This window comes from Paenibacillus sp. SYP-B3998, from assembly GCF_010820665.1.
GTDB lineage: Bacteria > Bacillota > Bacilli > Paenibacillales > NBRC-103111 > Paenibacillus_E.
The window spans coordinates 1,105,587-1,129,344 of the sequence record NZ_JAAIKC010000001.1 but is presented as its reverse complement, the minus strand read 5'-3'; the positions used below and the strand labels follow the sequence as shown (position 1 = coordinate 1,129,344).

The window sequence follows — 23,758 nt, the reverse complement described above, 5'->3', positions numbered from 1 at the left end:
AAATACACAGGAGGAATGAAGAGCCGCATCCCTCCTGATCATTCTTGCTATTGCTTATTAACGCGTTCCAACAGTTTTGTTATTTTATCTTGAACGCCTGGTAAGGCTTCCTCCACTTTCTTATCACCATTTTCCACAGCGGCAAGCTCGTTAATGAACAATTCATTAATTTGCGAATAGTTAGAAAGCAAATGGTTGTAGGATTCGAAGCCGTATTTAAAAGCTCCCTCATACACCTGTTTAATTTGTTTCGGGTCGATACCTTCGAAATTCGCATAGTATTTCTCAGCAGCCTTTTGGTTAACTGGAGGATTACCTCCACTTAGTTCAATCGATTTCTCTTGAACGTCCGTGGTAATTAAGTATTTAATCCACTCATAAGCCTCTTTCGGATGCTTCGAATCTTTCAGGATAAATAATGGATCCACGTACAGCACACTACGAGTCTTCTGGTTCGGACCTTGCGGAACAGCAGCAACGCCTACCTTGAAATTAAACTCGCTGGATGCGGCCAAACTCCATGAACCCACGACGGACATACCGATCTTGCCTGATAAGAACGGATCGCCAAATTGGCCTGCAACTGACTTCGAGAAGGCTGGTGTCGGCGACACCTTTTTATCCCAGATCAATCCATAGAGCTTCTTATAAGCTTCTATCACTTCCGGTTTGTTTAAATTAACTGCGGATGGCTTTCCACCATTCTTCCATGTATCGTCGGAGTACACATTCGCACCGAAATATTGCGCTCTTTGGTCTCTCTCGCCCCAACCGAAATCCACTCCGTATTGGGCTTGATTCAAGTCCTTTGAATCGACAGTCATTTTGCCGGCATAATCAACCATCTTATCAAATGTCCAGCTCTTGTCCTCGTAATCCGTTGGCGGATAAGAGAGTCCTGCCTTATCGAACATATCTTTGTTATAAAGCATTACTGTGACGTAGCTATTGAGTGGTATTCCATAAGTTTTGCCATCAACTTTATAAATGTTCATCACATCTTCAGGAATAGAGTAATCTGAAGCTTTGAATCCGTCTGCCTTCATGATGTCGCTAAGATCCGTAAGCATCCCTTTGTTGTAGTACTCCATGAAGCCGCCATAGCCCCAATGAGACGTCACGTCCGGTGCGTTGTTGGCTGCTATAGAGGATTGTAATTTTGAATCAAACTGCTCATACGGCGTTTTGGTCACTTTGACTTTAATGTTTGGATGCAACTTTTCAAAATCTGGGATCAACTTCTCTACGAATGTCCGGTCTGGCGAATCGATCGTATAATGGGTAATGGTGACCGCCTCACCGGTACTCTTTCCTTTACTGCCTGAATCTGAACAAGCGGACAGCACGGACATACTTGCCAGCGTAAAGCCTAATGCCATAGCGATTGTTCTTTTCCCCTGCTTCATCCTTTTTTTTCCTCCCCCTTGGATAAACCATGTATGAGATCAAGTAATGTGGATCATTACTTAATACCTGTGAGAACAATTCCTTCGACAAACCGTTTCTGAGCAAACGTAAACAGTGCGATAATCGGTAACACAGATAAGAGTGAAGCGGCCATTAATAGATTCCAAGGCGCGATTCTGAATTTGGAAGAAAGCATCGCCGCCATGCCAATAGGAAGCGTAAAGTGCTCTTGCGAATCCAAGTATAAGACTGGAGCCAACAAATCATTCCACGTCCAGATGAAAGTGAAAATGGCTACCGTCGACAATACCGGTCCTGACAAAGGCAAGGTCAAATTCCAGAACAAACGAAACTCACTGCACCCATCTATTCGACCCGCGTCGAACAGTTCATTAGGAAGCGAGTAAAAGAACTGGCGGAGCAAAAAGATCATATAAGCTGAACCAAAAAAGGTTGGAACGATGAGCGGAAGTAAAGAATCATGTAAACCCAACTGTCGGAATAACAGAAATTGCGGAATCATAATCGCCGGGTATGGAAGCATCATCGTACTAAGCAGCAGCATGAAAAAGAACGCTTTCCACTTCGTGTTGTAGCGTGTAAAACCAAACGCCACTAAGCTGGAAGAAGCTGCTGTGCCAATAACAGAAAAGAAAGCAACGATAAAGCTGTTCGCATACTGCTGCCCGAATTTAAGATCCGCATTCGTAAACAGTGTAACAAAATTCTTAAAAGCGAAAGTTTTCGGAATCCATGTTGGTGGAAAGGCAAGCATTTCTTTCGTTGTTTTCAGTGATGTAGAAACCATAAACCATAGTGGCGAGAGCATGATGATCGTCACAGAAATCAAAATAAGGAATCCAAGGACCTGCATTAGATTAAACCCGAACCTCCGGTTACTCATGAGTTCGATCCTCCTTCATAATGCACGAAGCGATTCGACGATTTCATAATGAGGAAGGTCACGATCATGACAGCAAGCAGAAGCAGCCAAGACATTGCGGAAGCGTATCCATAGCGGAAATTCTTAAATGCATTCACATAAATGTTATACACATAGAACCATGTCGAGTAATTAGGTCCTCCTTGCGTCATGGTATACGCTTGCGTAAACACTTGGAAAGAATCGATCATGCCAATGATGAGCTGGAACAAAAACACAGGTGAGATAATGGGAAATGTAACATTCCAAAACGATCTCCAGCGCCCAGCGCCATCGAGCCGCGCAGCCTCCAACAAACTTACCGGAACTCCTTGCAGACCTGCTAAGAAGATTAACATGCCCGCTCCCATCCCCCAAAATGACATGATAATGAGCGCCCACATCGCATACTTCTCATCAAGAAGCCAGTTTATCGGATTGACGCCAAGTAAGGAAAGTCCATAATTAAACAGGCCCGCTTGTGGATTAAACACCCAGAAAAACAATAAGGACATAGAAACACCTGAAATCATACTTGGAAAATACATTGCCGTCCGGAAAAATCCACGGAACGGAACTTTCTGATTAATAAGCACTGCAAAGCCTAAAGATAAAAGAAGGGTAAGCGGCACACTGAAACATGTATATTTCAGTGTCACAATGATCGAATTCCAGAACTGCCGATCTTGGAACAGCTCTGAATAATTACTAGTGCCTACAAAAACGGGCGCATGAATAATATCGTAATCCGTAAAGCTGTAGTAGAGCGAAGCCCCAATTGGAAATAAGGCAAATACGGTGAAACCGATGATCCAAGGTGAAATGAACAGATAGAAATACTTGCTCTCACGACGACTTCCTCTGCTTGCGCCCAGCGAAACCGCTCCTTCCTCCAGCTTTCTACATTTCAATGCTTACAGCCACCAAAGTTTAATCGCTTTAACTTTTGGTTATAAATAAATCGCTTAACTTAGCAAATCATGATCCTTTAAAAAAGCTTAGCGAGCTATTCACCCTTCAAAAGTTAAAGCACTTTAACTTTCATGAGTTGATTATAAACGATGTTTTTTTGATTAACAAGTATAATTTATTAAAACATAAAAGAGAGACCGTATCTAGATACAGGCTCTCCTATTATTTGATTCCATTATTCATTCTCACATCTCCAATAAGAGCATCTCTTGTCTCATTTCGACCAGCTTCTTCTTGCTTTCCATCACGACTTTCTGGTCCCCCGTAGTCACTGCATCGTATAAAGTAGCCAGTTCATAATCAAGCTCCATGCGTAAAATTGGAATGCGTTCGTCCGTTCGTTTGGAGCGCAACGCTTGCATGACTTCTTCTACTGTCACAGCTGGCTCTTTTTGATAAAGCACTTTATGCTCGATACCACTGATTTCCACCATGCGAATGATTTCCCCAAACATAATATTCTCAATGAGTATTTGCCGATCTTTAAATCTTTTTACCACCGCGTGGCCGCGCGTGTCACCAATCAATTTTTCCATCATTTCAGCAAGCTTCTCATCTTTGAAGGAGTAATTGCCAACAATTTTATACTTCTCTCCAATACGTTCAAATTTCAGCTTAATCAACTTACGACCTGTACGAATGGAAATGATGAACTGCTGCTCGCTTTCGTTCCAATACAAGGAATAACCTTCCTGAATAAGGGATTTAATAAAATTCCGGATTAGCCGGCGATCAAATCGTAACTCTAGGTTGCAATACTCTACTTCATGACTCTTACTCACGGCAATCCCCTCCAAATTCAATCACAGCAATTTTGTTTAAATATTCAGACAACTCACCCTCATATTCTTATCTTATTATGAATTATATGTTTTAGCAACTTGGATTATTGACATTTTTTTAAGCTGAGCCGCACAAAAAAAGCTGAGGCCTGTTTCATCACGGCTTCAGCCCTAATTGGTAAATAAATCCATTCATTCTTAAAGCTCAAGCAAGCTTTTAATGAGTAAAAATGGCAAAGCTCCAATTGCAACAAATGCATACAGAAATCCTTGAGCCAGAGACTTGAGAGGTTTCACAATCATCACTCCTATTATTTTGACTATATTGTGAAAGCACCCTCAGTGTACTCCTTTTTCTTCAGCCTTCTATTAAAGCAACCTGAAATTCAGATTAAATTTCTCACAGCTTGTACACTTATTGCCGTCTAGAAAACCAAATTCTGCGCTTAACTTCTAATGCCAACCCCAGAAAAATCCATCTCGCTCCCAAGCAGCTCTTCCGCCATGCAATTTCTTAAATACTTTTTTTACGTCCTTACCGATGGCCCGATTGCCATTCTCATTGACGTAAATGAATGCTTCACCAAAATTACGTGTGATGTATTCTACGGCCTCTTTTTGATGTAAAATGCCCGCTGATTGCAGTTCTTGAAACATCCACTCAGCCACTTCATTAGCAGTAATCGACATGCTGTCTCCGCTCCCTTTCACTCGTTCTTCCAAGATGTTGTGAACATCCGCACGCTATCACCGTTATATTGTACCATACTCATCTTGAAATTCGGCAAGAAATATCCAACCAACTCTACCTAAAAGAAACCATTTTAAATTGTTTAAATGGGCTATGCAGCAGGTGGAGGCGTAGGTTATACATCCTCGACAGCAATTCTTGTTCTTTTCATTTTGTTGGTTATCATCACAAGCGCGTTTGCTTGGTAATACAAAAATAAATAATAGACTACCTGGGTTTCCTCAGGTAGTCTATTATTTATTTAGCTGGCCTCGGCTTCGCCAGGTTTAAGAATAACCGAACCAACCCCAAGTAAAATTAAAGCGAACAACGCCAGCACCCCCATGTGCATCCACATCTGTCCAAGTGTCTGCCCAGAAGCCATTCGCTGGATGGCATCAATGACCCATGTCTGCGGCACGAAATTTGCTATCTTTTGCATCCAATCAGGCATCAAGCTAATCGGCCAGAAACAGCCTCCGAGCATACAGGTAGGAGTTACTACAAGGGAATTGATGATACTAATGTTTTTCGTATTTTTGACCATTCCTGCAATTGCGCTTGCAATCCCCATACTAGCCAGAAGGAAGAACTCCAAAATGATAAAATGAGACAGAAACGGCAACCCATAATTGTAATTCGTCACATATCTAGTAACAAACAATATCGCGAGAACCTGTAAAGTGCCAACGAAGAAGCTACCCAGAAAATTACCTAAAACAATTTCAATGGATCGAACCGGCGCCGAATAAGTACGTGCCATCGTTCGCTGACTACGGTCTTCCATAATGACAGTAACTGTATTATTAATTAATCCCATCATAAACATCAACATAAAGCCAATTACTGCATTCATATTTGGATTCATATACAAATCATAATCCGTGATGGTCGCCTTGACTTGATGCTTTTCTACTTGCTTAATTGTTTTCTCAACCGTGTCCAGAAGATCGACTTCCTGCACTCCCTTGCTCCTCTGAAGATCAATCGTTCCTTGCAAGAGCGACTGAGCGCTGTTCAAATTCATTTTCAACGTAAAGGTAGCTTCGTTCAAATTCAGCTGATACATATCCACTTGTGCCAATGAGCCCTTCAGCATCGTCTCGCTAAATCCTTCTGGGATGAGGAATGCGGCATCGACCTTTTGCTCAATGACACGATCCTTTAAAGACGCTTCAGAGGTAGCCTCTGTGAGGTGATAGTCGGGCAAAACAGACAATTCGCGAAGCAAGTGGGTACCAATTGTGCCGCGATCTGCGTTCACGTATTCGATATTAATTTGCCGTGATTCCTGCTGTCCAAGAACCCCAATAATAAGTGAAACAGCAGTTGCTGGAATAATGAGATACATCATAATTCCTTTTTTTTGTAAAAGTGTCCGCCGCAGCATGTTAAGCGCAATATAAAAACTAATCATGGTATCCCGCCTTTCGATAAGCAGCAAGAGATACAACCAAGAGACAAGCCCCTATAGCTGCTAAAATAAGAACATGATGAATAATGATAAAACTATCGCTTCGCAGCATTATTCGAAATAAGCTTTGCATTCCCCAGTAGTTAATCGTAAATTCACCAAGCTGGTGCAGAAGCCCATCGGGCAAAGGAGTAAAGCCGCCACTTAGAAACGTCATTGCGAGAATCAACATTTGAAAAATCGTATTGACCGATTTCGTCGATCCGGCAATGATCATAACTACTATAGCGAGACTCATGGACACAACGATAATCAGTAAACAGACTAGAAAGAGCATCAAATAAGAATGTCCCCAATCTACGCCGTAGAACACAATTGTAGCAGCGATAATCACAAACGCCTGAAGTAAGGAAATGATTGTATTGCCCAAAATTTTACCCATCAAAATCTTCACATTGGAGATAGGTAATGAATTCAAACGTGACAATGTGTGTTTTTCTTTCTCATTTTGCAAACCGATCGCTGCTGACATGCCCGAGTATAATAGAAACATGATTAACATAGATGCCGCGTAGTACTGGGTTGCTGTATAATTTGCATTCGTTTGGGTCATCTTCCCAATGCGCACGTGCGTTGGCGCATTCGTATCCGGCTTATGAAATAAGTTACTACCTTGATTTTGCATGGCCTGCAGCGCTCCGGGCCCAGTTGCAACCATGGTCGCTTGGATTTGATTAATTTGATCTAAGAAAGAACGAAGTACCATTTGCGCTGTCAGGTTCTGCCCATAGTCCTTACCCAGGATCATTTCCCACTGAGCTTCTTTCCCCTGTAATACCTGAGCGCTAAAATCGTTGGGGATAATCAGAGCAAACTCGGATTCCCCCGCTTTCACCCGCTCCACAGCTTCCTCTCTCGTTGGAATGCTGTTTGTTTGGATTACTGGTTGTACTTGCTGCGCTGCGACAAAGCTGTCAAACCAACTGCTAATAGCTCCTGTATCCCCTTGAACAACATCTACTTTAACGGGTTTTAACGTCTTGTCTTCGATTTTGAATGTGTTAGATAACGCTGAACCTAGAATGAAGATGAGTAATAAGGGCATCAGAAACTGAATGATAAACACATAGCGCATACGCATCATGCGCAGCACCTCGTACCAAGCAATTGTCCATATATGCATGATAGTACCCCCTAATCCCTTAAAGTTCTTCCTGTCAACGACAGGAACAACGCTTCAAGATCAGGTTCTACTTGCGTGAGCGAATTAATTTTCACTTGATGCTTAGATAAGATGAATAAAATGTCTTGTAAATAAGCCTGCGAGGAACCTAGCAGTAATTCAATGGTTTGATCCTGAATCGTAACTCGCTTGATTTGTGGATGATTCTTCAGTTCTTGAACGGCATCCTCGACAATATTCGCTGCCTGTATCACAATTTTATGGTCTTGAGCTACTTTACTGCGAAGCTCCGCCTGGGTTCCACAAGCGATAAGATGACCGTGATCCATAATGCCCACTCTCGTCGATATGGCGGAAACTTCCTCCATATAATGACTCGTATAAATGATTGTAGAGCCCATACGATTCAACGCTCGAACCGAATCTAAAATATGGTTCCGCGATTGCGGGTCGATCCCCACCGTAGGCTCATCCATAATGATCAGCTTGGGATGATGCATGATGGCGCAAGCAATATTCAATCTACGCTTCATACCACCCGAAAAAGAGCTTGGTTTATCGCTGCTCCGATCGGAAAGACCTACAAACGCCAAGGCTTCCTCCACCCTTGCTTTGAGAAGCTTACCTTGAAGACCGTACAGCCTCGCAAAAAATGTTACGTTTTCTTTGGCAGTCAATCCCTCGTAGATAGCTAAATCTTGAGGAACTAGACCGATTCTTCGTTTCACTTCAATCGTCTGATTGGATACGGAAAGGCCATCGACTACCATTTGACCTTGATCGATTTTGAGCAACCCACTCAACATTTTAATCGTCGTGCTTTTCCCAGCTCCATTCGGACCTAGTAATCCAAAAACTTCCCCTTCGTCAATCGTCAAATTCAGGTGATCTACTGATATTTTATTGTTGTATTTTTTAACGACATCTTTGAGTTGAATAAAGCTCACAAGACCAACTCCTTTTTCCTTTGTTGTTATTGATGTTAGTGTACCTTTTTTAAATGTAATGAGCAGGTAGACAAAGTCATTGCACAACATGACAATCGTCATGAAATGATCGTTCCTTCGCTCTCTTCTCTATTAATTGTGATATAATTTGCCTACATAAGATGGAAAAGGACGGGAAACTTGTGACAATACTTCTACCCTTTACGCGCTATGCGCTTATTCTCACCCCAGCTCTAGCGTCTATGTATCTAGAAAACTATGCTTCTTATGGAACATTCGCGTTTTTTACGCTTTTGCTTATATGGATCGCCGAACTACGCAGGACGATCTTATCAGCGCGTTATTCCCTCTTCATGCTTCTAATTGAAATCGGTTTTAGCGCATGGATGAGTTATCACTATGATGGACTTATGTTCATCACGTTTTATTCTACCCTTATCTCCTATATGCATCTTGCTAATAGCCAATTTCGTTATGTTTGCGCACTTCTTCAATTTGTATTATTGAATATTTCTATGCAAGGTCAAGGAGCCAGTAATTATATAATCGCCAATCTCATTTTTATCGGGTTTGCCTGCATGCTATTAAAGCTATTCTTCATAGAACAAAACAAAGATGAAGTCGAACTGCTTTACGACCACCTGCGTCGTCAGCACTACGAATTGGATGATGCGCGCTTGCGGTTGATTGACTATGCACGCAAGGTTGAACACATTGCTCAAGCTGACGAGCGCAATCGCATATCGCATGATATCCACGACGATCTTGGCCATAAGCTTATCCGGTTGAAAATGATGATGGAAGCGGCAATCCGCATTCTCCCCACTCAGCCACAGCAAGGTATGGAGATGCTCAATACGATTCGCGATCAAATGACAGAAAGTATGGAGTTGCTCCGTGCAACCGTTCGACGATTGAAACCCAACGAGGTCGACCTGCAAACCTACTCACTTAATAAGCTCATTGAAGATTTGATTAGCAACAGCGGGATAACCATTGAATTGGAGATACTGGGCATGCCCTATGCCCTTTACCCAAGTCTTGAGTTTATCCTGTATCGCAACGCACAAGAAGCCGTGACGAATGCGATTCGTCACGGCGGAGCAACACAAGTATTTATTGCCTTAACGTATGAATCCAAACAAATTATAATGAACATATCCAATAATGGTAAGCTCCCTGACTCTACGCATATTAAAGGGATTGGACTTACTGGGATGGAAGAACGTACGGGGCTTATCGGTGGACAATTGAACATAAGCATGCAGGAACGCTTCGCGGTAACTACCGTATTGCCGACCTATCGTCAAGTTCAGTCCAATTAGAAAGGAAGAAAACTTCAATGATTCATGTGTTGATTACAGATGATGACCCTTTTATTCGCGAAAGCTTAAAGTTAATTATTGGTCTCGACGAAAACATAACAATTGTTGGCACATGTATGCACGGTGAAGAAGCCTTGCATGTTATTCAAAGTGGAACAAAAGTCGACGTCGTTCTTATGGACATTCGAATGCCGATTTGCGACGGCGTGCAAGGCACTCTGCTCATCAAGCAGGCTTACCCTGATGTAGCCGTGCTTATCCTTACAACTTTCGACGATGATGAATTCATCATTCAAGCTTTACGAAATGGCGCAAGCGGATATTTGCTTAAAAACATTGCGCCAGATCGAATCATCCAAGGCATCAAAACCGTTCAACAGGGCAATCTACTCATTCATCCGGATATCGCCAAAAAACTAACTACGTTTATCAGCCACAGCCCCACTAAAACTGTTGAAACTCCTAAGCCATTGAGCGGCTTCGGATTAACGCCTACAGAGCAGACCGTCGTCTCAAAAATTTCCGAAGGCCTCTCAAATAAAGAAATCGCCCAGGAGCTATTCCTGAGCGAAGGTACGGTTAAAAATTATATCACTGAAATTTTGAGCAAGCTGAATTTGCGGGATCGCACGCAGATCGCGATTTTTTATTTAAAGAGCCAATCAAACACAGGTGCGTAACCTATTTGACCGTAATGACTTCGATGTCCTCTTTAGAAGAGCTTCCTACCACATAAAAGGCGGAGTCCGTAAATTGCACCGTCTTTGTAAGCTTCAAGGTAGTCCGGTAATAGTGTCTATTTTCCGTAAATAAATAGGTATAGGTGTTTTCCTCAGGCAGCGCATCAATAATAATCGGCACGGATGCAAAAGCCTTGTTATCGAGCACGTAATAACGGAAATCAGCCACGTACTTTTTGAGCGCTTCACGTTTGGATTCATCTTTTTCACCATTAATGACAAGCGGTTCATTGATGACATAGGAGGCTTGAGGTATGTCCTTCCATTTCGTCTTGAGCTCTGCTTCGCTAACATAGATTTCTTCTGTATATTTTTCTTTCGCCTTACGAAGTCCCTCTGTGCTTATACCCATTCTCTCAATATCTTTCAACCGATAATAGGTTTGATCCCCTACCATGTTGATGAGAACGGGATAGGTTGCTCCAAGGTAATCCATATGCTGTGCGTACGGGTACTGAAGCACAATCTCCGTATAGATTGTATCGGTGCCCTCTGCCGGCTGCTCCGGGTGAATGCGACTATTCATGTAGATCGTTTTATTGCTTTCCTTCCAGTTAACGACTGCCCCCAAATAAGTTCCAAGCTCTTTCACTGGCAAGTAACTAGTATTATTATAAATCAAAGGCGGATTAGCCAGCTTCACTTGCTTACCATCAACAACGACATTGAAATCATCTCGCAAATAGGCATCCACACGTTGGATCAGATCTTGCGCATAGATACCAGCTGTAAAGCAAGTTCCCATTAGCGTACCGAGAATCGTTATTTTAGACCATTTTGGCATGCTCATCTGTATAAGTTCTCCTGTCTTTCCTTTTATAAAATCTTTCTAAAATCTTTCGCCAAAAATCGCGATTTTTCCTCCTTTTTTCAATAAAATGGATCAAATGTCCTATACCAAGCTGCTAAACTGGCCGCTCATTGCTTGAAACGTCGAATTGTTTTAGAATAATTATAAATTGGAGATAAGAGAGGAACTGAACGATATGAGTTTCAATGGTTTTACACAGCATGATTTTGATACATTTGCGATAGAGGGCCTGGAAGGACGAATGGAAGCGATTCGCGAGCGCATCCAGCCTAAATTCAAAGAGCTTGGCGACTCCCTCTGCCACGATCTGTCCATCCTAGCAGGCAACGAAATGTTTTTACATATCGCTAAGCATGCAAGACGCAAAGTGAATCCACCGGTAGATACCTGGATGGCATTTTGTCCAAACAAGCGCGGCTACAAGCAAGTTCCTCACTTTCAAGTCGGACTATTCGACGATCATGTATTCATTTGGTTAGCTTTAATTTACGAGCTTCCCAACAAAGGAAACATTGCCTCGAGATATATGAGAGAAGTCGATCATTTACAAAAGGGGCTCCCTAGTGATTTCCTCCTTTCATTCGATCATATGAAAAAAGATACAGTACCCGTAGACGAGCTGGATCACGACGGATGGAACGCAGCGTTGAGTCGTTTCCGTGATGTGAAAAAAGCTGAGCTGCTTATTGGCAGAAACATAGCTTCCGTTGATCCTCTTCTCGGCAAGGGTGAGGAGTTTGAGCAATTGATCAAACATACGTTCGAGACTTTGATGCCACTTTATCGGATGGCAGTTAACGCAGAGTAACCGTCTTAAGCAATAATTTATGTTAGCCTAAGGTTTCTTTAAACTAAAATAAATCCCTCCTGCGCAGACTAAGTGCTGTATTTCCAAATTCCATATGGAAAGGAGGCTTCCCATGAAGCAAACTTATTTGAAGAAGCTGATTATCGGCTCCGTCGCTCTCACAGCTTTATTCGGCAGCACCACTCTCTTCCCATTAGGCCAAAGCGCACACGCGCAAACAATGACCGCGAATACGCAAATGAGCGTAAAAGCTGAGCATGAACGGGATCATCACGGTCGGAGATGGCCAATTGTCGAGGAATCAGCCACTTTACTTGGCGTCGATCATGAAGCCATGATCAAGTCACTAAAGAGCGGTAAAAGCATCGTCGAAGTGGCCGCCGAGAAAGGCATCAATGAGGCTGACCTAACCGTGAAGCTGCAGCAATTGCGGGTAGGCAAAATTGAGGCTGCGGTAAAAGACGGGAAGCTGACGGCTGAGCAAGGCGAACGTATGAAGCAGAATCTTAGCCAGCACTTGAAGTTCATTCTGAATGAGAAGAACTGGTTCGAGAATCAGAATGGGCGAAGCAAGAGGCATCATCACGGTTTGAAACCAGACCCCGAAAAGCTAGCCAAATCACTTGGTATTAGTGAATCCGATCTGAACGCTCAACTCAAAGCTGGCAAATCATTGGCAGAGATCGCTAAGTCTAAGGGTATATCCAAAGACAAGTTAGTCGCATCAATTAAGGAACAACTGACGCCATCGATTGAGAAATTGATCGACCGGAAGAAAAATGCTGAATGATATAGCATTAGATATTCGGCAAAGAGCTATCCTCAGCTTGAGGATAGCTCTTTTTTCAAAAAAACGAGTGATCACGCCTGTATCTGCGTTTTACTTGGTCCATCCGATTCGTGGAAGACAACAATCGATCGGTTGACAGCAGGGATATCCCAGATTGGCAAATCGTTCTATTCAGATACCAAAAAGCTGTACATCTACTCCCACTATTCTAGGGAAGTAGATGTACAGCTTTTTAAACATACTAGGCCGTTTGCTGAGCAGCGCTTTGCTTGTCTAGCAATACGAAGCGCAGCAGCAGCAGCGTAGCGGCTAAACATAGTATCCCTCCGATGATGAACGGCAGCGAGTGCGCAATCGCGAACACAGCTCCTCCGAGCAGTGGCCCTGCTATACGGCCAAGGCTATCCATAGAGGAACTGAGACCAGTCGCTACGCCTTGCCCTACTTTCGTCCTCTGTGTAATCAGCGATGTCACACAAGGGCGAATGAGCGCGTTCCCTGCGCCGAATACAGATAAGTAAATCGCAGCAGTGAGTACGCTTGTAGAGTACAGTAGCAAGAAAAACCCTGCTGCGGAAAGAAGGAGTCCGATTGCGATAACTCGCTGCTCGGCTCCATTTTTGACCAATCGTCGAACGACCCCGCCTTGAATGAGCGCACCAACGATGCCGCTGGCCAAAAACATCATGCCAATATCAAATGGCGTTGCACCGATCTTGGTCATTTGGAAATATTGAAGCGTCGCTTCCAGTCCAGCTAACGTGAAGGATACAAAGAAGGATAAGATATACAAATACTTGGAAGCGCCCGAGAACGCTGTCCATCTGGATGGCGCCTGCTCTTTTACAGAGGTCCGCTTGTCTGCCGGCAGCGACTCTTTCAATATCGCGAAGGCAAAAATGAAAGAAGCAAGCGCAAGTCCCGAAGCTACGAAAAATGGCAGATACGTTCCCCACCGACTTAAGATGCCGCCAATGGCAGGACCAAAAATAAATCCTAACCCAATAGACATGCCTACCATCCCCATGCCTTTGGTTCGGTTCTCAGCCGTAGTAATATCCGCCACATAAGCAACGGCGCAGGCTGTAGCCGCTCCCGAAAACAACCCTCCGAAAATGCGAGACACATACATAACCCACAAATGGCCATTTGCAAATCCGAAAATGAGGAAACTGATGCAGAAACCGATCAATCCAATCAAAATAATCGGTCTTCGTCCGATTCGGTCAGACACAGCTCCCCAGATCGGCGACATCAGAAAAGATGCAGCTGAGTATACAGAGAGTAAAAGCGCATTATGATATTCGGCCCCAGCGCCTTTGACAACCTCTGGAAGCACAGGGATGATGATACCAAATCCAATAAATATCGTCATCAGCAGCAGCATGATGATTCCTATTTGTTTATTCATGTTGCTTGTCTATCCTCCAAATGAAACATTTTCCACTATCGTACCACACCTTTTTTAGGGATGGAAATGAACATTTGTAGAACAAGCAAAACGAGCAGAACAGAACCACTCATGACGAATGGCGCATGGTAGCCATACACATCCCACAGCTTGCCGGAAACGATGGGTCCCACGATCATACCTAAGCCTTCAATCGTTAAAAAAAAGCCCCACACCGCTCCCCTTTTCTCTGGAGGAATAGCAGATGCAATGAGTGCGTTCCAGGATGGAATGATGAACGCATATCCAACCCCTAGAGCCGCCACTAGCATGTAAAGGAATACCATTGTATGTGTAAACGTAAATAGCAGCAACGCCGCTGCGCTGATGGAGAAACCAGCTATTAAAAAGGGCCGAATACCGATTCGATCCACTAACTTCCCCATCGGGACTAAGAAGATCACAGTCACAGCACCTCCAGCGATAAGGAACATACTGTACTGAAAGGACGTTAGCCGTAATACTTCTTTCGCGTAAAGCGTAAGAATCGGCGTCAGGATCCCCAGAGCGAATGTTTGAGCGAACATAGCGGGAAATAAAAGCGGGCTTACAGACATCGACCGCCTTACCTCTCCCAAATAATCGGCTGCCCTTTGCAAGAAAGGAGCATTTGACTTATTCCGGGTCCCCTTCTTCTCCTCCAATTGACTCATAGGAAGGCTAGGCTTTTTCGGCAGCAAAAGCGCAACTAACACGACAACCGTCATACAGCCAAGCAATAACCGAAATGCCGTACTATACTGATTTTCCTTGATGAAAAAATTGATCACGACCGGCCCTAGCCCTGTACCCGACAACCACGCCATGTAAACAATACTCATTATGGTGCCTTTCCCTTCATCTCCTGCCACTTCCGTCGTTCCTGTTATGACACAGGGCCACAGTGGAGCTGTACCAAATCCTAGCATTGCACAGGCAATAATTGTCCATAAATATTCCGTAGTTGTTGCTATGAGAATAACTGAGATGAAGGTCAGCAGCACCCCTGTCAACATCGTTGTCCGATAACCAAACTTATCGATTATCCACCCAACTGGTGTTCGCAGAACGTTATCTCCTATGTATTGCGCAGCAAGCGTCCAGCCGATAATAAAAGTGGAAGCTCCGAGCGCCGTTTTCATATAAACAGGTAAAATCGTTAGCAGCAAGGCTCCCTTCACAAATTCGACAACAAACATAATAATCAACAATTCCAACACAAATGGTGAAAATAATCGCTTTTGATGCCATTTTTGCAGCCAATTCATGCAATCTTCCCTCCATTTCCAGTTTTTTTACCGTTTACTGTTAGTTTTGCCGTATTCAGCGCAAACTATTTTCAAAAATTTAGCTTGCATGTAATTTCTATTTTGTTATACTTTTTTTGTTTGTTGCATAGATCGACAAGCAATCCACGATAGAAGGGAAGCGATAATCAGGTGGATCACACGCGTACCCCCCTGTTCTCAGCACTGCTCGCGCATGCGGAGAAAAATCCGATTCAGTTCCATATTCCTGGTCATAAAAAAGGAGTCGGCATGGACCCGGAGTTTCGTTCCTTTATTGGGGACAATGCCCTGTCCATCGACCTCATCAATATAGCACCGCTGGATGACCTACATCAACCAATGGGCGTAATTGAGGAAGCTCAGAAGCTTGCTGCGGACGCATACGGCGCCGATCATACATTCTTCTCGGTTCAAGGGACTAGCGGAGCGATCATGACGATGATCATGTCCGTTTGCTCGGAAGGCGATAAAATCATCGTCCCCCGCAACGTACACAAATCAATTTTAGCTGCCATTATTTTCGTCGGCGCCAAGCCGGTATTCATCTCTCCGGCTCGGGACAAGAACCTGGGGATTGACCACGGAATTCCGACTCGTTCCGTTCGTCGAGCACTTGAGAAGCACCCTGATGCTAAAGCCGTACTTGTCATTAATCCTACTTATTACGGCGTTTGTACGGACCTCAAAGAAATCGTCGATCTCGTTCATAGCTACAATATGCCTGTCCTTGTCGATGAAGCCCATGGTGTGCTCATTCACTTCCATGAAAAACTTCCAATGTCTGCGATGGTAGCCGGCGCAGATATGGCCGCAACGAGCGTACATAAGCTTGGCGGTTCAATGACCCAAAGCTCTGTTCTAAACGTACAAGGGAACCGCGTCAACCCGAAACGCATCCAAACGATCATTAGTATGCTGACGACAACCTCTACCTCCTATATATTGCTGGGTTCGTTAGATACCGCTCGCAGACATTTGGCGTTAAACGGACATGCCATGGCCGAACGTACCCTCGAACTAGCTGAATATACGAGAAATCAAATAAACGAAATTACCAATCTCTACTGTTTCGGTGAAGAGATACTTGGCGACGAGGCAACGTACAGCTATGACCCAACAAAAATATGTGTACATGTGCGAAAATTAGGCATCACTGGCTTTGAAGCTGAAAACTGGCTACGCGACCATTACAACATTGAAGTTGAGATGAGCGATATGTACAATATCCTTTGCTTGATTACACCGGGCGACACCCAAGAAAATATCGATATTTTACTTGAAGCGCTTCGCAAGCTCTCACATGTGAATGATGATGTTGTTGATGTGAAAGAAGTTGTCATTAAGGTTCCAGCCATTCCCCAGCTGACATTAACACCTAGGGATGCATTCTACGGGGAAACAGAAACCATTCCGTTCAAGGAAGCCGCCGATCGAATTATCGCCGAATTCATCTATGTATACCCGCCGGGGATTCCAATTTTGCTGCCTGGTGAAGTCATTACTCAAGAGTTAATCGACTATATCATTGAACATGTGGAAGTTGGGCTTCCTGTAAAAGGACCTGAGGATCGCAGTGTACAAAACGTAAAAGTTATCGTCGAAACGCAAGCGATTTTCTAGACCTGCTACTTACGAGGGGAAATATTGTAAAACCGTTTACATGATGCTATGATGTTGGTGATGTTTAGTAAGCGAGGTGACTAAGGAAATGGCTCAAAGCGCCTATATCAAATTCGTGACAGGCTCTGTAGTACCCGCTCTATCCTTGGAAGAGCTGAAAGAGAAGCTGCTGCATTACAGAGATCAACTATCGCTCACCGCCCAGCAGCTCGGTTGGGAGTATGACGACGCAGGATTTCCTTATACAATCGAGACCAAGCCTGAAGGCGAAGGCAAGTGGTTTTACCTCAAGGGTAAAAACCCGTTGTATAAATATATTGTCGTCGGTGTTGGCAGCGAGCGCAGCCAAGAAGAAGATAGACACTATGTTCAGGTAGTTTTGCCTGAGGATGCAACTCACGGGGATAAAAGCAAAGGTAATGAGTTCTGTAAGTATCTTGGTAAACAGTTAAAAGCCGAACTTCATCTATTCAATGGTAGAATCATGTATTTCAACCCTAGAAAATAAACAAGCACAAACAGAAACCCCCTTCCAGATTGTAATCTGAAAGGGGGTTCTTATGTATAACTCTTATTCTTCGTCTTCTTGAGCTATGATTTCATTGTAAATGGTCACTACACGTTCCCATTCAGCCTCATCTTCAATATTGACGAGATATGCATCCTCATCCTCTTCCTCGACACGGAAAATGACACCATCGGCGTCAGGATCGTTACGATCGAGTAAAACAGCATAGGCTTGCTCTTGAGATTGGAAGGTATACACCATAACCATCTCGTGTTCTTCACCGTTCTCATCCGTTACGATAAAAACATCTTCCCCATGCTCGTCGTGATCGTGGTCACAGTCCGGGCCGTGCACATGATCGTGCTTATCATCGCTCACAGGCAGAACCTCATTTCGTTTCATTATGGATTACCCAATTATCGTAACACTTTCATAATAAGAGGTCAAACCACAACTTCGTCAGCACGTCTCTATTCCGATTGAATTTGTTTCTCCGACACAACGGAATAGTCAGACGAACCTTCTCGTTTCATCGCGAATTTCACCACGTACGTACCCGCTTCGTCAAAGGATACGCCATAGAGTGGAACTTTTAACCAAAATGATTCTTTGGATTCATTAATTGATTTAACAACAGGTGTAGTGACACTCTTCCCGCTTGGTGAGATCACAGAAACTTGCACAGAGTTAATGCTAGTTTTCAAGTTGTCTACTTGGGCGAAAACAATGAAATCCGCTTGCTTCCCTTTTTCTACAACGCCAAAGGGAACAATTGCTGAATCTTTACGTACTTCTGTTGTGAAAAACATATGTACGTTTGGTTTGTACAAAGAAACCGTTTTATTCGAATTATCCCATTTCACTAATGCCTGAAGTGCGTCGCTCACAGCACGAAGTGGCAGAACCGTTTTACCATCAACAATAAGCGGAGGCACATCAGAATCGGCAAATTCGGATGTCTTGTCGTTGACGATCAAACGGGCAATACTAAACCCCTTATAATCCCCCCATATCGATGAGGCTGCCACTGCAGCCGTACTTAAAACAAAAAACACTAGCATCAACGCAAATATACGCTGAACTTTCATCCTCTTAACCTCCAGCTCTCGTAAGTAATCTTTGTGTCTGCATCTTTATACTCCGAAGGCTAAGAAGAGTTGCGTTGTTTTTACAATTTTGAAAAAAAAGCAAGAACGCGTTTTGTATAAGCCTCAGACTGCAATTTGTAGGTGCCTACGTGGGGTGCTTTTGTCGTGATCCACAACTCAAAATCATCTGGATATTTACTCCACATGGCTTGACTATTCGTCCAAGGAATCGCATTATCGTCTTGACTATGAATAAATAAGATTGGCCTCGGATAAACGTGATCCACAGCGGCAAGTGCATCCACATGACGTGGACTAATCCCAATCATGCGAGGCAAAATAGCCAAAATAAGCGCTGTAAAAGGAAAGCGGGGGAGCTTCGACCACACTGGCAAATTATTGCGCAAATATGGACTGAGTTGGCTGAATGGGCTGTCCGCGACTACACCGATCACAGCCTCCTCCTCTGCAGCGGCTAGAATTGACGTGCTTCCCCCCATGGAGAAACCGATTAATCCAATTTTGGTTGTCGTGTGTTCTCGAATCCAATCGATGGCTCCCAACACATCTTGTTTCTCTAAATATCCTACTGTCGTCAAATCACCCTCGGATTGACCCGAATTACGAAAATCAAACATGACAACATGATACCCGGCGTCGACGAGCGATTTGGCCAATTCAAGTGCGGGGAGCCCCTTCTCAAGACGTGTTCCCCCATAACCATGAGAAAATAATATCGTCATCTGAGACGAACAATCAGAGGATGGCAGGAACCATCCATGAAGCTGTACATCCCCTGTTCGGCTAGAAAACGCAATTTCTTCAGCATACAACCCATAGTTAGCTGGAGAATCATCGATCCGACGACGTTCTGGATGTGTAAGGCGCCAGCCGACATAAACCGACGTGCTTACAAGCCCGCATCCAATCAAAAGTACACTAACAAAGATCCACAACATGAATCGATCCACACCTCATTGTTAGAACGCAATCCTCATTGCTCGTTCTTAATACGAAGATTTCTATACTGCATATACATGGCAATACGCCACGGGAGGAGCATGCCATAGGCAAGAATAAAAAAAATCGCGCCAGTTTGATAGATGGATATAATGGCTTCCACATATTCATGCAAAGATAGTCGGATAATAAGCAGAATGAGCAGTATGGCAAGAAATGCTTTCGATCTCTTCATGTAAACAAAGCCATTCAGCACATAAAATTTCGATGTGCGAATGAGCGGATAAGCAAATAAGATAGCTCCTGTCAAGAATGCGGCGATGCCCCATAGCAAGGGTATTCGCATCATGGGTACAACAAACATTAAAAAACCTGTTGTCATGCCAATCGGTGGCATTATAATTTTTGCAGCGTTGACTGGCTTAGAAGCAGCTCTCAAACGGGCGAACATAACCACAAGCGCCGCACCTAAAGATCCAATTAGGGACACAGCGTGCAAATGGGACGTAAATGTAAACGACATCTCAATCACTCCTAAGCGTTTCACGTTAAGTAAACGAACTCTACTCCTGCATCTCTCATCCTTTTTGCTCTAACTTCATTATACCACCGCCCTATCCCGCGCAAAAGTGGATTCACATAAGGATTGATATTCTGCAAGTTCCCATGCTACATTAGAAAAAGATGTATTTTGTCGAAAAATGGGGGCGGCTGAATGAGTTTACACATTCAAATGATTGGAACCGGCAGCGCGTTTGCCAAAAACTATTACAATACTAGTGCTCTTGTCAGAAGCGACAATGCAACAATCCTCATTGATTGTGGTTTCAATACACCCAGATCCTTACACGAACTTGGCATAACACCTGATCAAATTGATGGAATTGCCATCTCCCATATTCATGCAGATCACATTGGCGGGCTAGAAGAAATCGCGTTTCGTCTGTTGTACCAACATAATAAGAAAAAAACCAAACTTTTCCTTACCGATACATTAGCAGGCGTGCTCTGGGAAAACACACTAAAAGGTGGTATGTATAACCCGGAAGAAGGCTTCTACTGCTTAGATGATTATTTTGATGTAATCCTCCTCGAAGAACGGCAGCCATCCACCATCGCCTCTGATCTTACAATAGAATTCATACCTACCCTACATATTCTCCGTAAAGCCAGCTACTCGCTCTTTATCAACAACCAGACTTTTTACAGCGCAGATATCCGATTCAGCGAAGAGTTACTCCTCCACGAGGTTGTAAAACATAGAAATTGTCATACGATTCTGCACGACTGTCAACTAAGCGGACGAGGTGCCATACATGCTACTTTAGAAGAATTATTAACGCTGCCTGAGGATGTGCAGAAACGCATTTACTTGATGCATTACGACGATAAAATGCCCGATTATATCGGCAAAACTGGCCATATGTCCTTCATCAAGCAGCACCAGCTTCTCAAGCTTTCTGAATAAATTGATTCATTAGCCTCCATACTAAGCTGTGGAGGTGATGGTTATGAATCCTATTGACCAATCAACTGTAGGTAAGATCGGCTCATCGCAGAGCACCAAAGCTCAAGTAGTAGCCGTTAGGAAAAATGGGGACGGAGACATTATTCAACTACAATTGTCCTCAGGCGACATTGTGGACTACAAACAAGCGCAGCAGCTAGCAAAAGACGGACAGATTGAACATGTAAACGTGTTTAGAGGGCGTGATGGCGACGAACATTTACGTTCTGATGCTGATGGCGACCCGAGCAATAATCTTGATCAGTTACCAACGTTCTAGCAGAACTGCGAAGAACCCGACGAGCCTTTACTCGTCAGGTTCTTTTTTTCGAGAAAATCCGTGATTATATCCTAAAATTTACGTTTTAATGCAGGGATTTAGGTTGCAATAGAGAACTTAAGACAAGGGTGTAAAATACTGTCATACTTGCACTCAGGAGATGATATGGTGGTTACGAACTGGATTATTTATATTTATGCCGTTGTTTTTAGTATCTATGCCTATTTTTCACATCCAATACTTAACCCGCTTTTGTTAATTCTAAGCTGCAGTCTCTTTCTGGTGAGCCTGCGAGAACATCGATTATGGGCCATGCCTTGGGTCCGCCTATTGATTCTATGTTGTTTTCACTGGACTGCTCAGTTAAATCTCGCTTTGCCGTTGTACTTGCTGCTGCTCTCTCGAGACATTTACACAGAAGATAGCACAAAGAAATCATGGAGTTTGGCCGCATCTTTCGCACTGGTATACATGACAACAGCCTTCTATACCTCAGAAGATGACTCTATACATTTACTTTGGCTCTTCGTGTTAAGTAACAGCTTGCATTTTGTCGCTGCTGTAATACTTACCAAAACAAGCTTTATGAACTTAAAACAGACTGAATTGTTAAGAAAAGAACGAGCCCTGTTGTCCAAACAAGATTCACTAACAGGTTTATATAACTTTGAAGAGTGCCATCGTCGATTAGAACAATTAATTGAAGAAAATCGTAGCCTTGTACTTATTTTAATTGATTGTAATGATCTAAAGTCGATGAATACAGCTCGCGGCTTTCAGGCCGGAAACTTCATTTTAAAGCAAATCGCGGAGTTGCTAAAAATTTTATTTTCAGATGCCCTTTTTATCTCGCGATATGGTGGCGACGAATTCGCTGTCGTTATGCCTTACATGCAAAATAAACAGGCATTCCCTTCCTACAAACTTCAGCTTGATTCAGAGCTGCCTAAATTAACAGGTATTCAAATTACATACGGAATTGCTACCTATCCCTCAGATGGGGTAACAAAGGATGACCTTATCCTCCTTGCCGAACATAACTTGTTTATTAAGAAAAGGGAGACTTGGTTAAAGCGCGAAGAGCATATGCTGCGTTCGGAAAAATTACGGGTAGTTGGCGAGTTAGCATCCGGCATGGCCCATGAAATTAGAAATCCCTTAACTACCGTGCGGGGATTTCTACAAATCTCCAAGGCGAATGGTTACAACATTGAGAATTGGTATTCCATGATTATGGATGAAATCGACCGAATGAGTGAGTTAACTGCTGAATTCTTGCAGTTCTCTAAGCCTCATTCCACACAGTTTCGAATCCATTCTCTTCATGAGTGCATATTGAAAGTCATCTCGCTCATGGAATCAGAAGCGACACGGTTAGGTCATCAGATCCATTACAGCGAATCGTTCCTGCCTGTCCCTATTTTGATGGACCAGGATAAAATGATTCAGCTTCTTCTAAACTTGCTGAAAAACGCCTGCGAAGCCATGGAAGAAACCGGTGTCATTCAAATTAAACTAACTCGCGATCAAAAACACGCGACTTTAGTTATTGAAGATAACGGCCCAGGCATACCGAGTGAGTTACTTGAAAAAATATTTCATCCTTTTTACACAACTAAAGAATCTGGAACGGGTCTTGGATTATCAATATGTCATAAAATCGTGCAGGATCACGAAGGGACTTTAGAAGTTGAAAGCGCACCTCATCGCGGGGCTCGTTTCATCATCACATTCCCTCTTTCTACCGAAGAGTTGGATAGCTCATCGGAAAAAAGCCGCTTTTAGCTAAAGCGGCTTTTTCATTCTTACGTGTAAAATATTTGCATCGTAAAAGGGCTCAGCTGAAATAACCTCATAGCCTAGCTGACTGTAAAATCCTTCAGCGTGACATTGCGCATCCAGGATAGATGTGTGGCAGTTTAATTCCTTCGCTTGCTTTTCCATCTCCAAAATAAGCTGTTTCCCTAGACCTTTGCCTCGGTAATCTTGTAGAACGGCAACCCGTTGAAATTTGGCAGTGTTTGGTTGATACTCGTACCACCTTGAAGTTGCAACAGGCTTGCCCTCATCTACAATCAGAATATGATGACATGCCTCTGGAGACTCGTCTTTCTCATCCATTTCCAGGTGCTCTGGAACATGCTGTTCTTCTACAAATACTTTCAAACGGACCTCGAAACATGCTTTTAATTGGTCTACGGATGTAACTCGAATTGATTCCATATCGACAATCTTCCTTTCTGAGA

Annotated in this window: 26 protein-coding genes; 10 read left to right on the top strand and 16 right to left on the bottom strand. The window is 43.4% G+C overall.

The window, feature by feature from the left end:
- Positions 1-47: 47 nt before the first annotated feature.
- From GK047_RS05100 to GK047_RS05080, 5 genes are all read right to left on the bottom strand, one after another.
- Positions 48-1,406 carry an ABC transporter substrate-binding protein gene (locus GK047_RS05100; RefSeq protein ID WP_163942072.1) on the bottom strand — a complete coding sequence of 453 codons (1,359 nt, stop codon included), beginning with the start codon at positions 1,404-1,406 and terminating at the stop codon, positions 48-50.
- A 56-nt stretch (positions 1,407-1,462) separates the two neighbouring features.
- On the bottom strand, positions 1,463-2,311 hold the full coding sequence (locus GK047_RS05095) for a carbohydrate ABC transporter permease (protein WP_163942070.1): 849 nt from the start codon (positions 2,309-2,311) through the stop codon (positions 1,463-1,465).
- Entirely contained in the window at positions 2,308-3,240 is a 933-nt protein-coding gene (locus tag GK047_RS05090; protein WP_240343759.1) for a carbohydrate ABC transporter permease, read from the bottom strand. The genes GK047_RS05095 and GK047_RS05090 overlap by 4 nt, the downstream gene beginning before the upstream one ends.
- A gap of 246 nt (positions 3,241-3,486) precedes the next feature.
- On the bottom strand, positions 3,487-4,083 hold the full coding sequence (locus tag GK047_RS05085) for a hypothetical protein (protein ID WP_163942067.1): 597 nt from the start codon (positions 4,081-4,083) through the stop codon (positions 3,487-3,489).
- A gap of 453 nt (positions 4,084-4,536) precedes the next feature.
- On the bottom strand, positions 4,537-4,773 hold the full coding sequence (locus GK047_RS05080) for a DUF6953 family protein (RefSeq protein ID WP_163942065.1): 237 nt from the start codon (positions 4,771-4,773) through the stop codon (positions 4,537-4,539).
- 147 nt (positions 4,774-4,920) lie between these two features.
- On the opposite strand from GK047_RS05080, the gene GK047_RS05075 reads away from it, so the two are divergent.
- Entirely contained in the window at positions 4,921-5,022 is a 102-nt protein-coding gene (locus GK047_RS05075) for a YjcZ family sporulation protein (protein WP_163942062.1), read from the top strand.
- 53 nt (positions 5,023-5,075) lie between these two features.
- Here GK047_RS05075 and GK047_RS05070 read toward each other — a convergent pair whose 3' ends face one another.
- From GK047_RS05070 to GK047_RS05060, 3 genes are read right to left on the bottom strand one after another with little or no spacing between them, the layout of a single operon-like run.
- Positions 5,076-6,230: an ABC transporter permease gene (locus GK047_RS05070; protein WP_163942059.1), complete on the bottom strand. Its 1,155-nt coding sequence runs from the start codon at positions 6,228-6,230 to the stop codon at positions 5,076-5,078.
- Complete coding sequence (locus tag GK047_RS05065; protein WP_163942057.1) at positions 6,223-7,410, bottom strand: ABC transporter permease; 1,188 nt, start codon at positions 7,408-7,410, stop codon at positions 6,223-6,225. Before GK047_RS05065 ends, GK047_RS05070 begins: the two co-directional genes overlap by 8 nt.
- A gap of 11 nt (positions 7,411-7,421) precedes the next feature.
- Positions 7,422-8,357 (bottom strand): ABC transporter ATP-binding protein, encoded by a 936-nt coding sequence (locus GK047_RS05060; protein WP_346010302.1) that lies wholly within the window; start codon positions 8,355-8,357, stop codon positions 7,422-7,424.
- 182 nt (positions 8,358-8,539) lie between these two features.
- Here GK047_RS05060 and GK047_RS05055 point away from each other — a divergent pair, with 182 nt between their 5' ends.
- Together GK047_RS05055 and GK047_RS05050 are read left to right on the top strand one after the other, a co-directional pair.
- Positions 8,540-9,682 (top strand): histidine kinase, encoded by a 1,143-nt coding sequence (locus GK047_RS05055; RefSeq protein WP_163942054.1) that lies wholly within the window; start codon positions 8,540-8,542, stop codon positions 9,680-9,682.
- 17 nt (positions 9,683-9,699) lie between these two features.
- Positions 9,700-10,362 (top strand): response regulator transcription factor, encoded by a 663-nt coding sequence (locus GK047_RS05050; RefSeq protein WP_163942051.1) that lies wholly within the window; start codon positions 9,700-9,702, stop codon positions 10,360-10,362.
- 1 nt (position 10,363) lies between these two features.
- On the opposite strand, the gene GK047_RS05045 is transcribed toward GK047_RS05050, so the two are convergent.
- On the bottom strand, positions 10,364-11,212 hold the full coding sequence (locus tag GK047_RS05045; RefSeq protein WP_163942048.1) for a stalk domain-containing protein: 849 nt from the start codon (positions 11,210-11,212) through the stop codon (positions 10,364-10,366).
- A gap of 196 nt (positions 11,213-11,408) precedes the next feature.
- Here GK047_RS05045 and GK047_RS05040 point away from each other — a divergent pair, with 196 nt between their 5' ends.
- Positions 11,409-12,041 (top strand): YktB family protein, encoded by a 633-nt coding sequence (locus GK047_RS05040; RefSeq protein ID WP_163942046.1) that lies wholly within the window; start codon positions 11,409-11,411, stop codon positions 12,039-12,041.
- 112 nt (positions 12,042-12,153) lie between these two features.
- Positions 12,154-12,831, top strand: coding sequence for a hypothetical protein (locus GK047_RS05035; protein ID WP_163942043.1), 678 nt, complete (start codon positions 12,154-12,156; stop codon positions 12,829-12,831).
- A gap of 241 nt (positions 12,832-13,072) precedes the next feature.
- On the opposite strand, the gene GK047_RS05030 is transcribed toward GK047_RS05035, so the two are convergent.
- Both GK047_RS05030 and GK047_RS05025 read right to left on the bottom strand, forming a co-directional pair.
- Positions 13,073-14,242 (bottom strand): MFS transporter, encoded by a 1,170-nt coding sequence (locus GK047_RS05030; protein WP_163942041.1) that lies wholly within the window; start codon positions 14,240-14,242, stop codon positions 13,073-13,075.
- Between the two features lie 35 nt (positions 14,243-14,277).
- Entirely contained in the window at positions 14,278-15,528 is a 1,251-nt protein-coding gene (locus GK047_RS05025) for an MFS transporter (protein WP_163942039.1), read from the bottom strand.
- A gap of 171 nt (positions 15,529-15,699) precedes the next feature.
- On the opposite strand from GK047_RS05025, the gene GK047_RS05020 reads away from it, so the two are divergent.
- Together GK047_RS05020 and GK047_RS05015 are read left to right on the top strand one after the other, a co-directional pair.
- Positions 15,700-17,169 carry an aminotransferase class I/II-fold pyridoxal phosphate-dependent enzyme gene (locus GK047_RS05020; RefSeq protein ID WP_163942036.1) on the top strand — a complete coding sequence of 490 codons (1,470 nt, stop codon included), beginning with the start codon at positions 15,700-15,702 and terminating at the stop codon, positions 17,167-17,169.
- An 88-nt stretch (positions 17,170-17,257) separates the two neighbouring features.
- The gene (locus tag GK047_RS05015) at positions 17,258-17,677 is read left to right on the top strand and encodes a DUF1885 family protein (RefSeq protein WP_163942033.1); all 420 of its coding nucleotides are present in this window, start codon (positions 17,258-17,260) and stop codon (positions 17,675-17,677) included.
- A gap of 63 nt (positions 17,678-17,740) precedes the next feature.
- Here the strand turns inward: GK047_RS05015 and GK047_RS05010 are convergent, their stop codons facing one another.
- The 4 genes from GK047_RS05010 to GK047_RS04995 form a co-directional block, all read right to left on the bottom strand.
- Positions 17,741-18,079 carry a DUF1292 domain-containing protein gene (locus GK047_RS05010; protein WP_163942030.1) on the bottom strand — a complete coding sequence of 113 codons (339 nt, stop codon included), beginning with the start codon at positions 18,077-18,079 and terminating at the stop codon, positions 17,741-17,743.
- 68 nt (positions 18,080-18,147) lie between these two features.
- A complete protein-coding gene (locus tag GK047_RS05005) occupies positions 18,148-18,765 on the bottom strand; it encodes a stalk domain-containing protein (RefSeq protein ID WP_163942027.1) in 618 nt (205 codons plus the stop codon).
- 80 nt (positions 18,766-18,845) lie between these two features.
- Positions 18,846-19,724, bottom strand: coding sequence for an alpha/beta hydrolase (locus tag GK047_RS05000; RefSeq protein WP_163942023.1), 879 nt, complete (start codon positions 19,722-19,724; stop codon positions 18,846-18,848).
- Positions 19,725-19,759: 35 nt separating this feature from the next.
- Positions 19,760-20,248, bottom strand: a complete 489-nt coding sequence (locus tag GK047_RS04995) for a CcdC family protein (RefSeq protein WP_163942019.1) — start codon at positions 20,246-20,248, stop codon at positions 19,760-19,762.
- 192 nt (positions 20,249-20,440) lie between these two features.
- Between GK047_RS04995 and GK047_RS04990 the strand changes: the two genes are divergently transcribed.
- From GK047_RS04990 to GK047_RS04980, 3 genes are all read left to right on the top strand, one after another.
- Positions 20,441-21,193 carry an MBL fold metallo-hydrolase gene (locus tag GK047_RS04990; RefSeq protein WP_163942017.1) on the top strand — a complete coding sequence of 251 codons (753 nt, stop codon included), beginning with the start codon at positions 20,441-20,443 and terminating at the stop codon, positions 21,191-21,193.
- 43 nt (positions 21,194-21,236) lie between these two features.
- Entirely contained in the window at positions 21,237-21,512 is a 276-nt protein-coding gene (locus tag GK047_RS04985) for a DUF3892 domain-containing protein (RefSeq protein WP_163942015.1), read from the top strand.
- A gap of 165 nt (positions 21,513-21,677) precedes the next feature.
- Positions 21,678-23,297: an ATP-binding protein gene (locus GK047_RS04980; protein ID WP_163942012.1), complete on the top strand. Its 1,620-nt coding sequence runs from the start codon at positions 21,678-21,680 to the stop codon at positions 23,295-23,297.
- Here the strand turns inward: GK047_RS04980 and GK047_RS04975 are convergent, their stop codons facing one another.
- Positions 23,298-23,735 (bottom strand): GNAT family N-acetyltransferase, encoded by a 438-nt coding sequence (locus tag GK047_RS04975; RefSeq protein WP_163942008.1) that lies wholly within the window; start codon positions 23,733-23,735, stop codon positions 23,298-23,300.
- Between the last annotated feature and the right edge of the window lie 23 nt (positions 23,736-23,758).

What these genes read in the sequence shown, in the direction of transcription:
- GK047_RS05100 (WP_163942072.1), bottom strand. Translation starts at nt 1,406, where the DNA reads ATGAAGCAGGGGAAAAGAACAATCGCTATGGCATTAGGCTTTACGCTG.
- GK047_RS05095 (WP_163942070.1), bottom strand. Translation starts at nt 2,311, where the DNA reads ATGAGTAACCGGAGGTTCGGGTTTAATCTAATGCAGGTCCTTGGATTC.
- GK047_RS05080 (WP_163942065.1), bottom strand. Translation starts at nt 4,773, where the DNA reads ATGTCGATTACTGCTAATGAAGTGGCTGAGTGGATGTTTCAAGAACTG.
- GK047_RS05075 (WP_163942062.1), top strand. Translation starts at nt 4,921, where the DNA reads ATGGGCTATGCAGCAGGTGGAGGCGTAGGTTATACATCCTCGACAGCA.
- GK047_RS05070 (WP_163942059.1), bottom strand. Translation starts at nt 6,230, where the DNA reads ATGATTAGTTTTTATATTGCGCTTAACATGCTGCGGCGGACACTTTTA.
- GK047_RS05065 (WP_163942057.1), bottom strand. Translation starts at nt 7,410, where the DNA reads ATGCATATATGGACAATTGCTTGGTACGAGGTGCTGCGCATGATGCGT.
- GK047_RS05050 (WP_163942051.1), top strand. Translation starts at nt 9,700, where the DNA reads ATGATTCATGTGTTGATTACAGATGATGACCCTTTTATTCGCGAAAGC.
- GK047_RS05045 (WP_163942048.1), bottom strand. Translation starts at nt 11,212, where the DNA reads ATGAGCATGCCAAAATGGTCTAAAATAACGATTCTCGGTACGCTAATG.
- GK047_RS05040 (WP_163942046.1), top strand. Translation starts at nt 11,409, where the DNA reads ATGAGTTTCAATGGTTTTACACAGCATGATTTTGATACATTTGCGATA.
- GK047_RS05035 (WP_163942043.1), top strand. Translation starts at nt 12,154, where the DNA reads ATGAAGCAAACTTATTTGAAGAAGCTGATTATCGGCTCCGTCGCTCTC.
- GK047_RS05030 (WP_163942041.1), bottom strand. Translation starts at nt 14,242, where the DNA reads ATGAATAAACAAATAGGAATCATCATGCTGCTGCTGATGACGATATTT.
- GK047_RS05025 (WP_163942039.1), bottom strand. Translation starts at nt 15,528, where the DNA reads ATGAATTGGCTGCAAAAATGGCATCAAAAGCGATTATTTTCACCATTT.
- GK047_RS05015 (WP_163942033.1), top strand. Translation starts at nt 17,258, where the DNA reads ATGGCTCAAAGCGCCTATATCAAATTCGTGACAGGCTCTGTAGTACCC.
- GK047_RS05010 (WP_163942030.1), bottom strand. Translation starts at nt 18,079, where the DNA reads ATGAAACGAAATGAGGTTCTGCCTGTGAGCGATGATAAGCACGATCAT.
- GK047_RS05005 (WP_163942027.1), bottom strand. Translation starts at nt 18,765, where the DNA reads ATGAAAGTTCAGCGTATATTTGCGTTGATGCTAGTGTTTTTTGTTTTA.
- GK047_RS05000 (WP_163942023.1), bottom strand. Translation starts at nt 19,724, where the DNA reads ATGTTGTGGATCTTTGTTAGTGTACTTTTGATTGGATGCGGGCTTGTA.
- GK047_RS04995 (WP_163942019.1), bottom strand. Translation starts at nt 20,248, where the DNA reads ATGTCGTTTACATTTACGTCCCATTTGCACGCTGTGTCCCTAATTGGA.
- GK047_RS04990 (WP_163942017.1), top strand. Translation starts at nt 20,441, where the DNA reads ATGAGTTTACACATTCAAATGATTGGAACCGGCAGCGCGTTTGCCAAA.
- GK047_RS04985 (WP_163942015.1), top strand. Translation starts at nt 21,237, where the DNA reads ATGAATCCTATTGACCAATCAACTGTAGGTAAGATCGGCTCATCGCAG.
- GK047_RS04980 (WP_163942012.1), top strand. Translation starts at nt 21,678, where the DNA reads ATGGTGGTTACGAACTGGATTATTTATATTTATGCCGTTGTTTTTAGT.
- GK047_RS04975 (WP_163942008.1), bottom strand. Translation starts at nt 23,735, where the DNA reads ATGGAATCAATTCGAGTTACATCCGTAGACCAATTAAAAGCATGTTTC.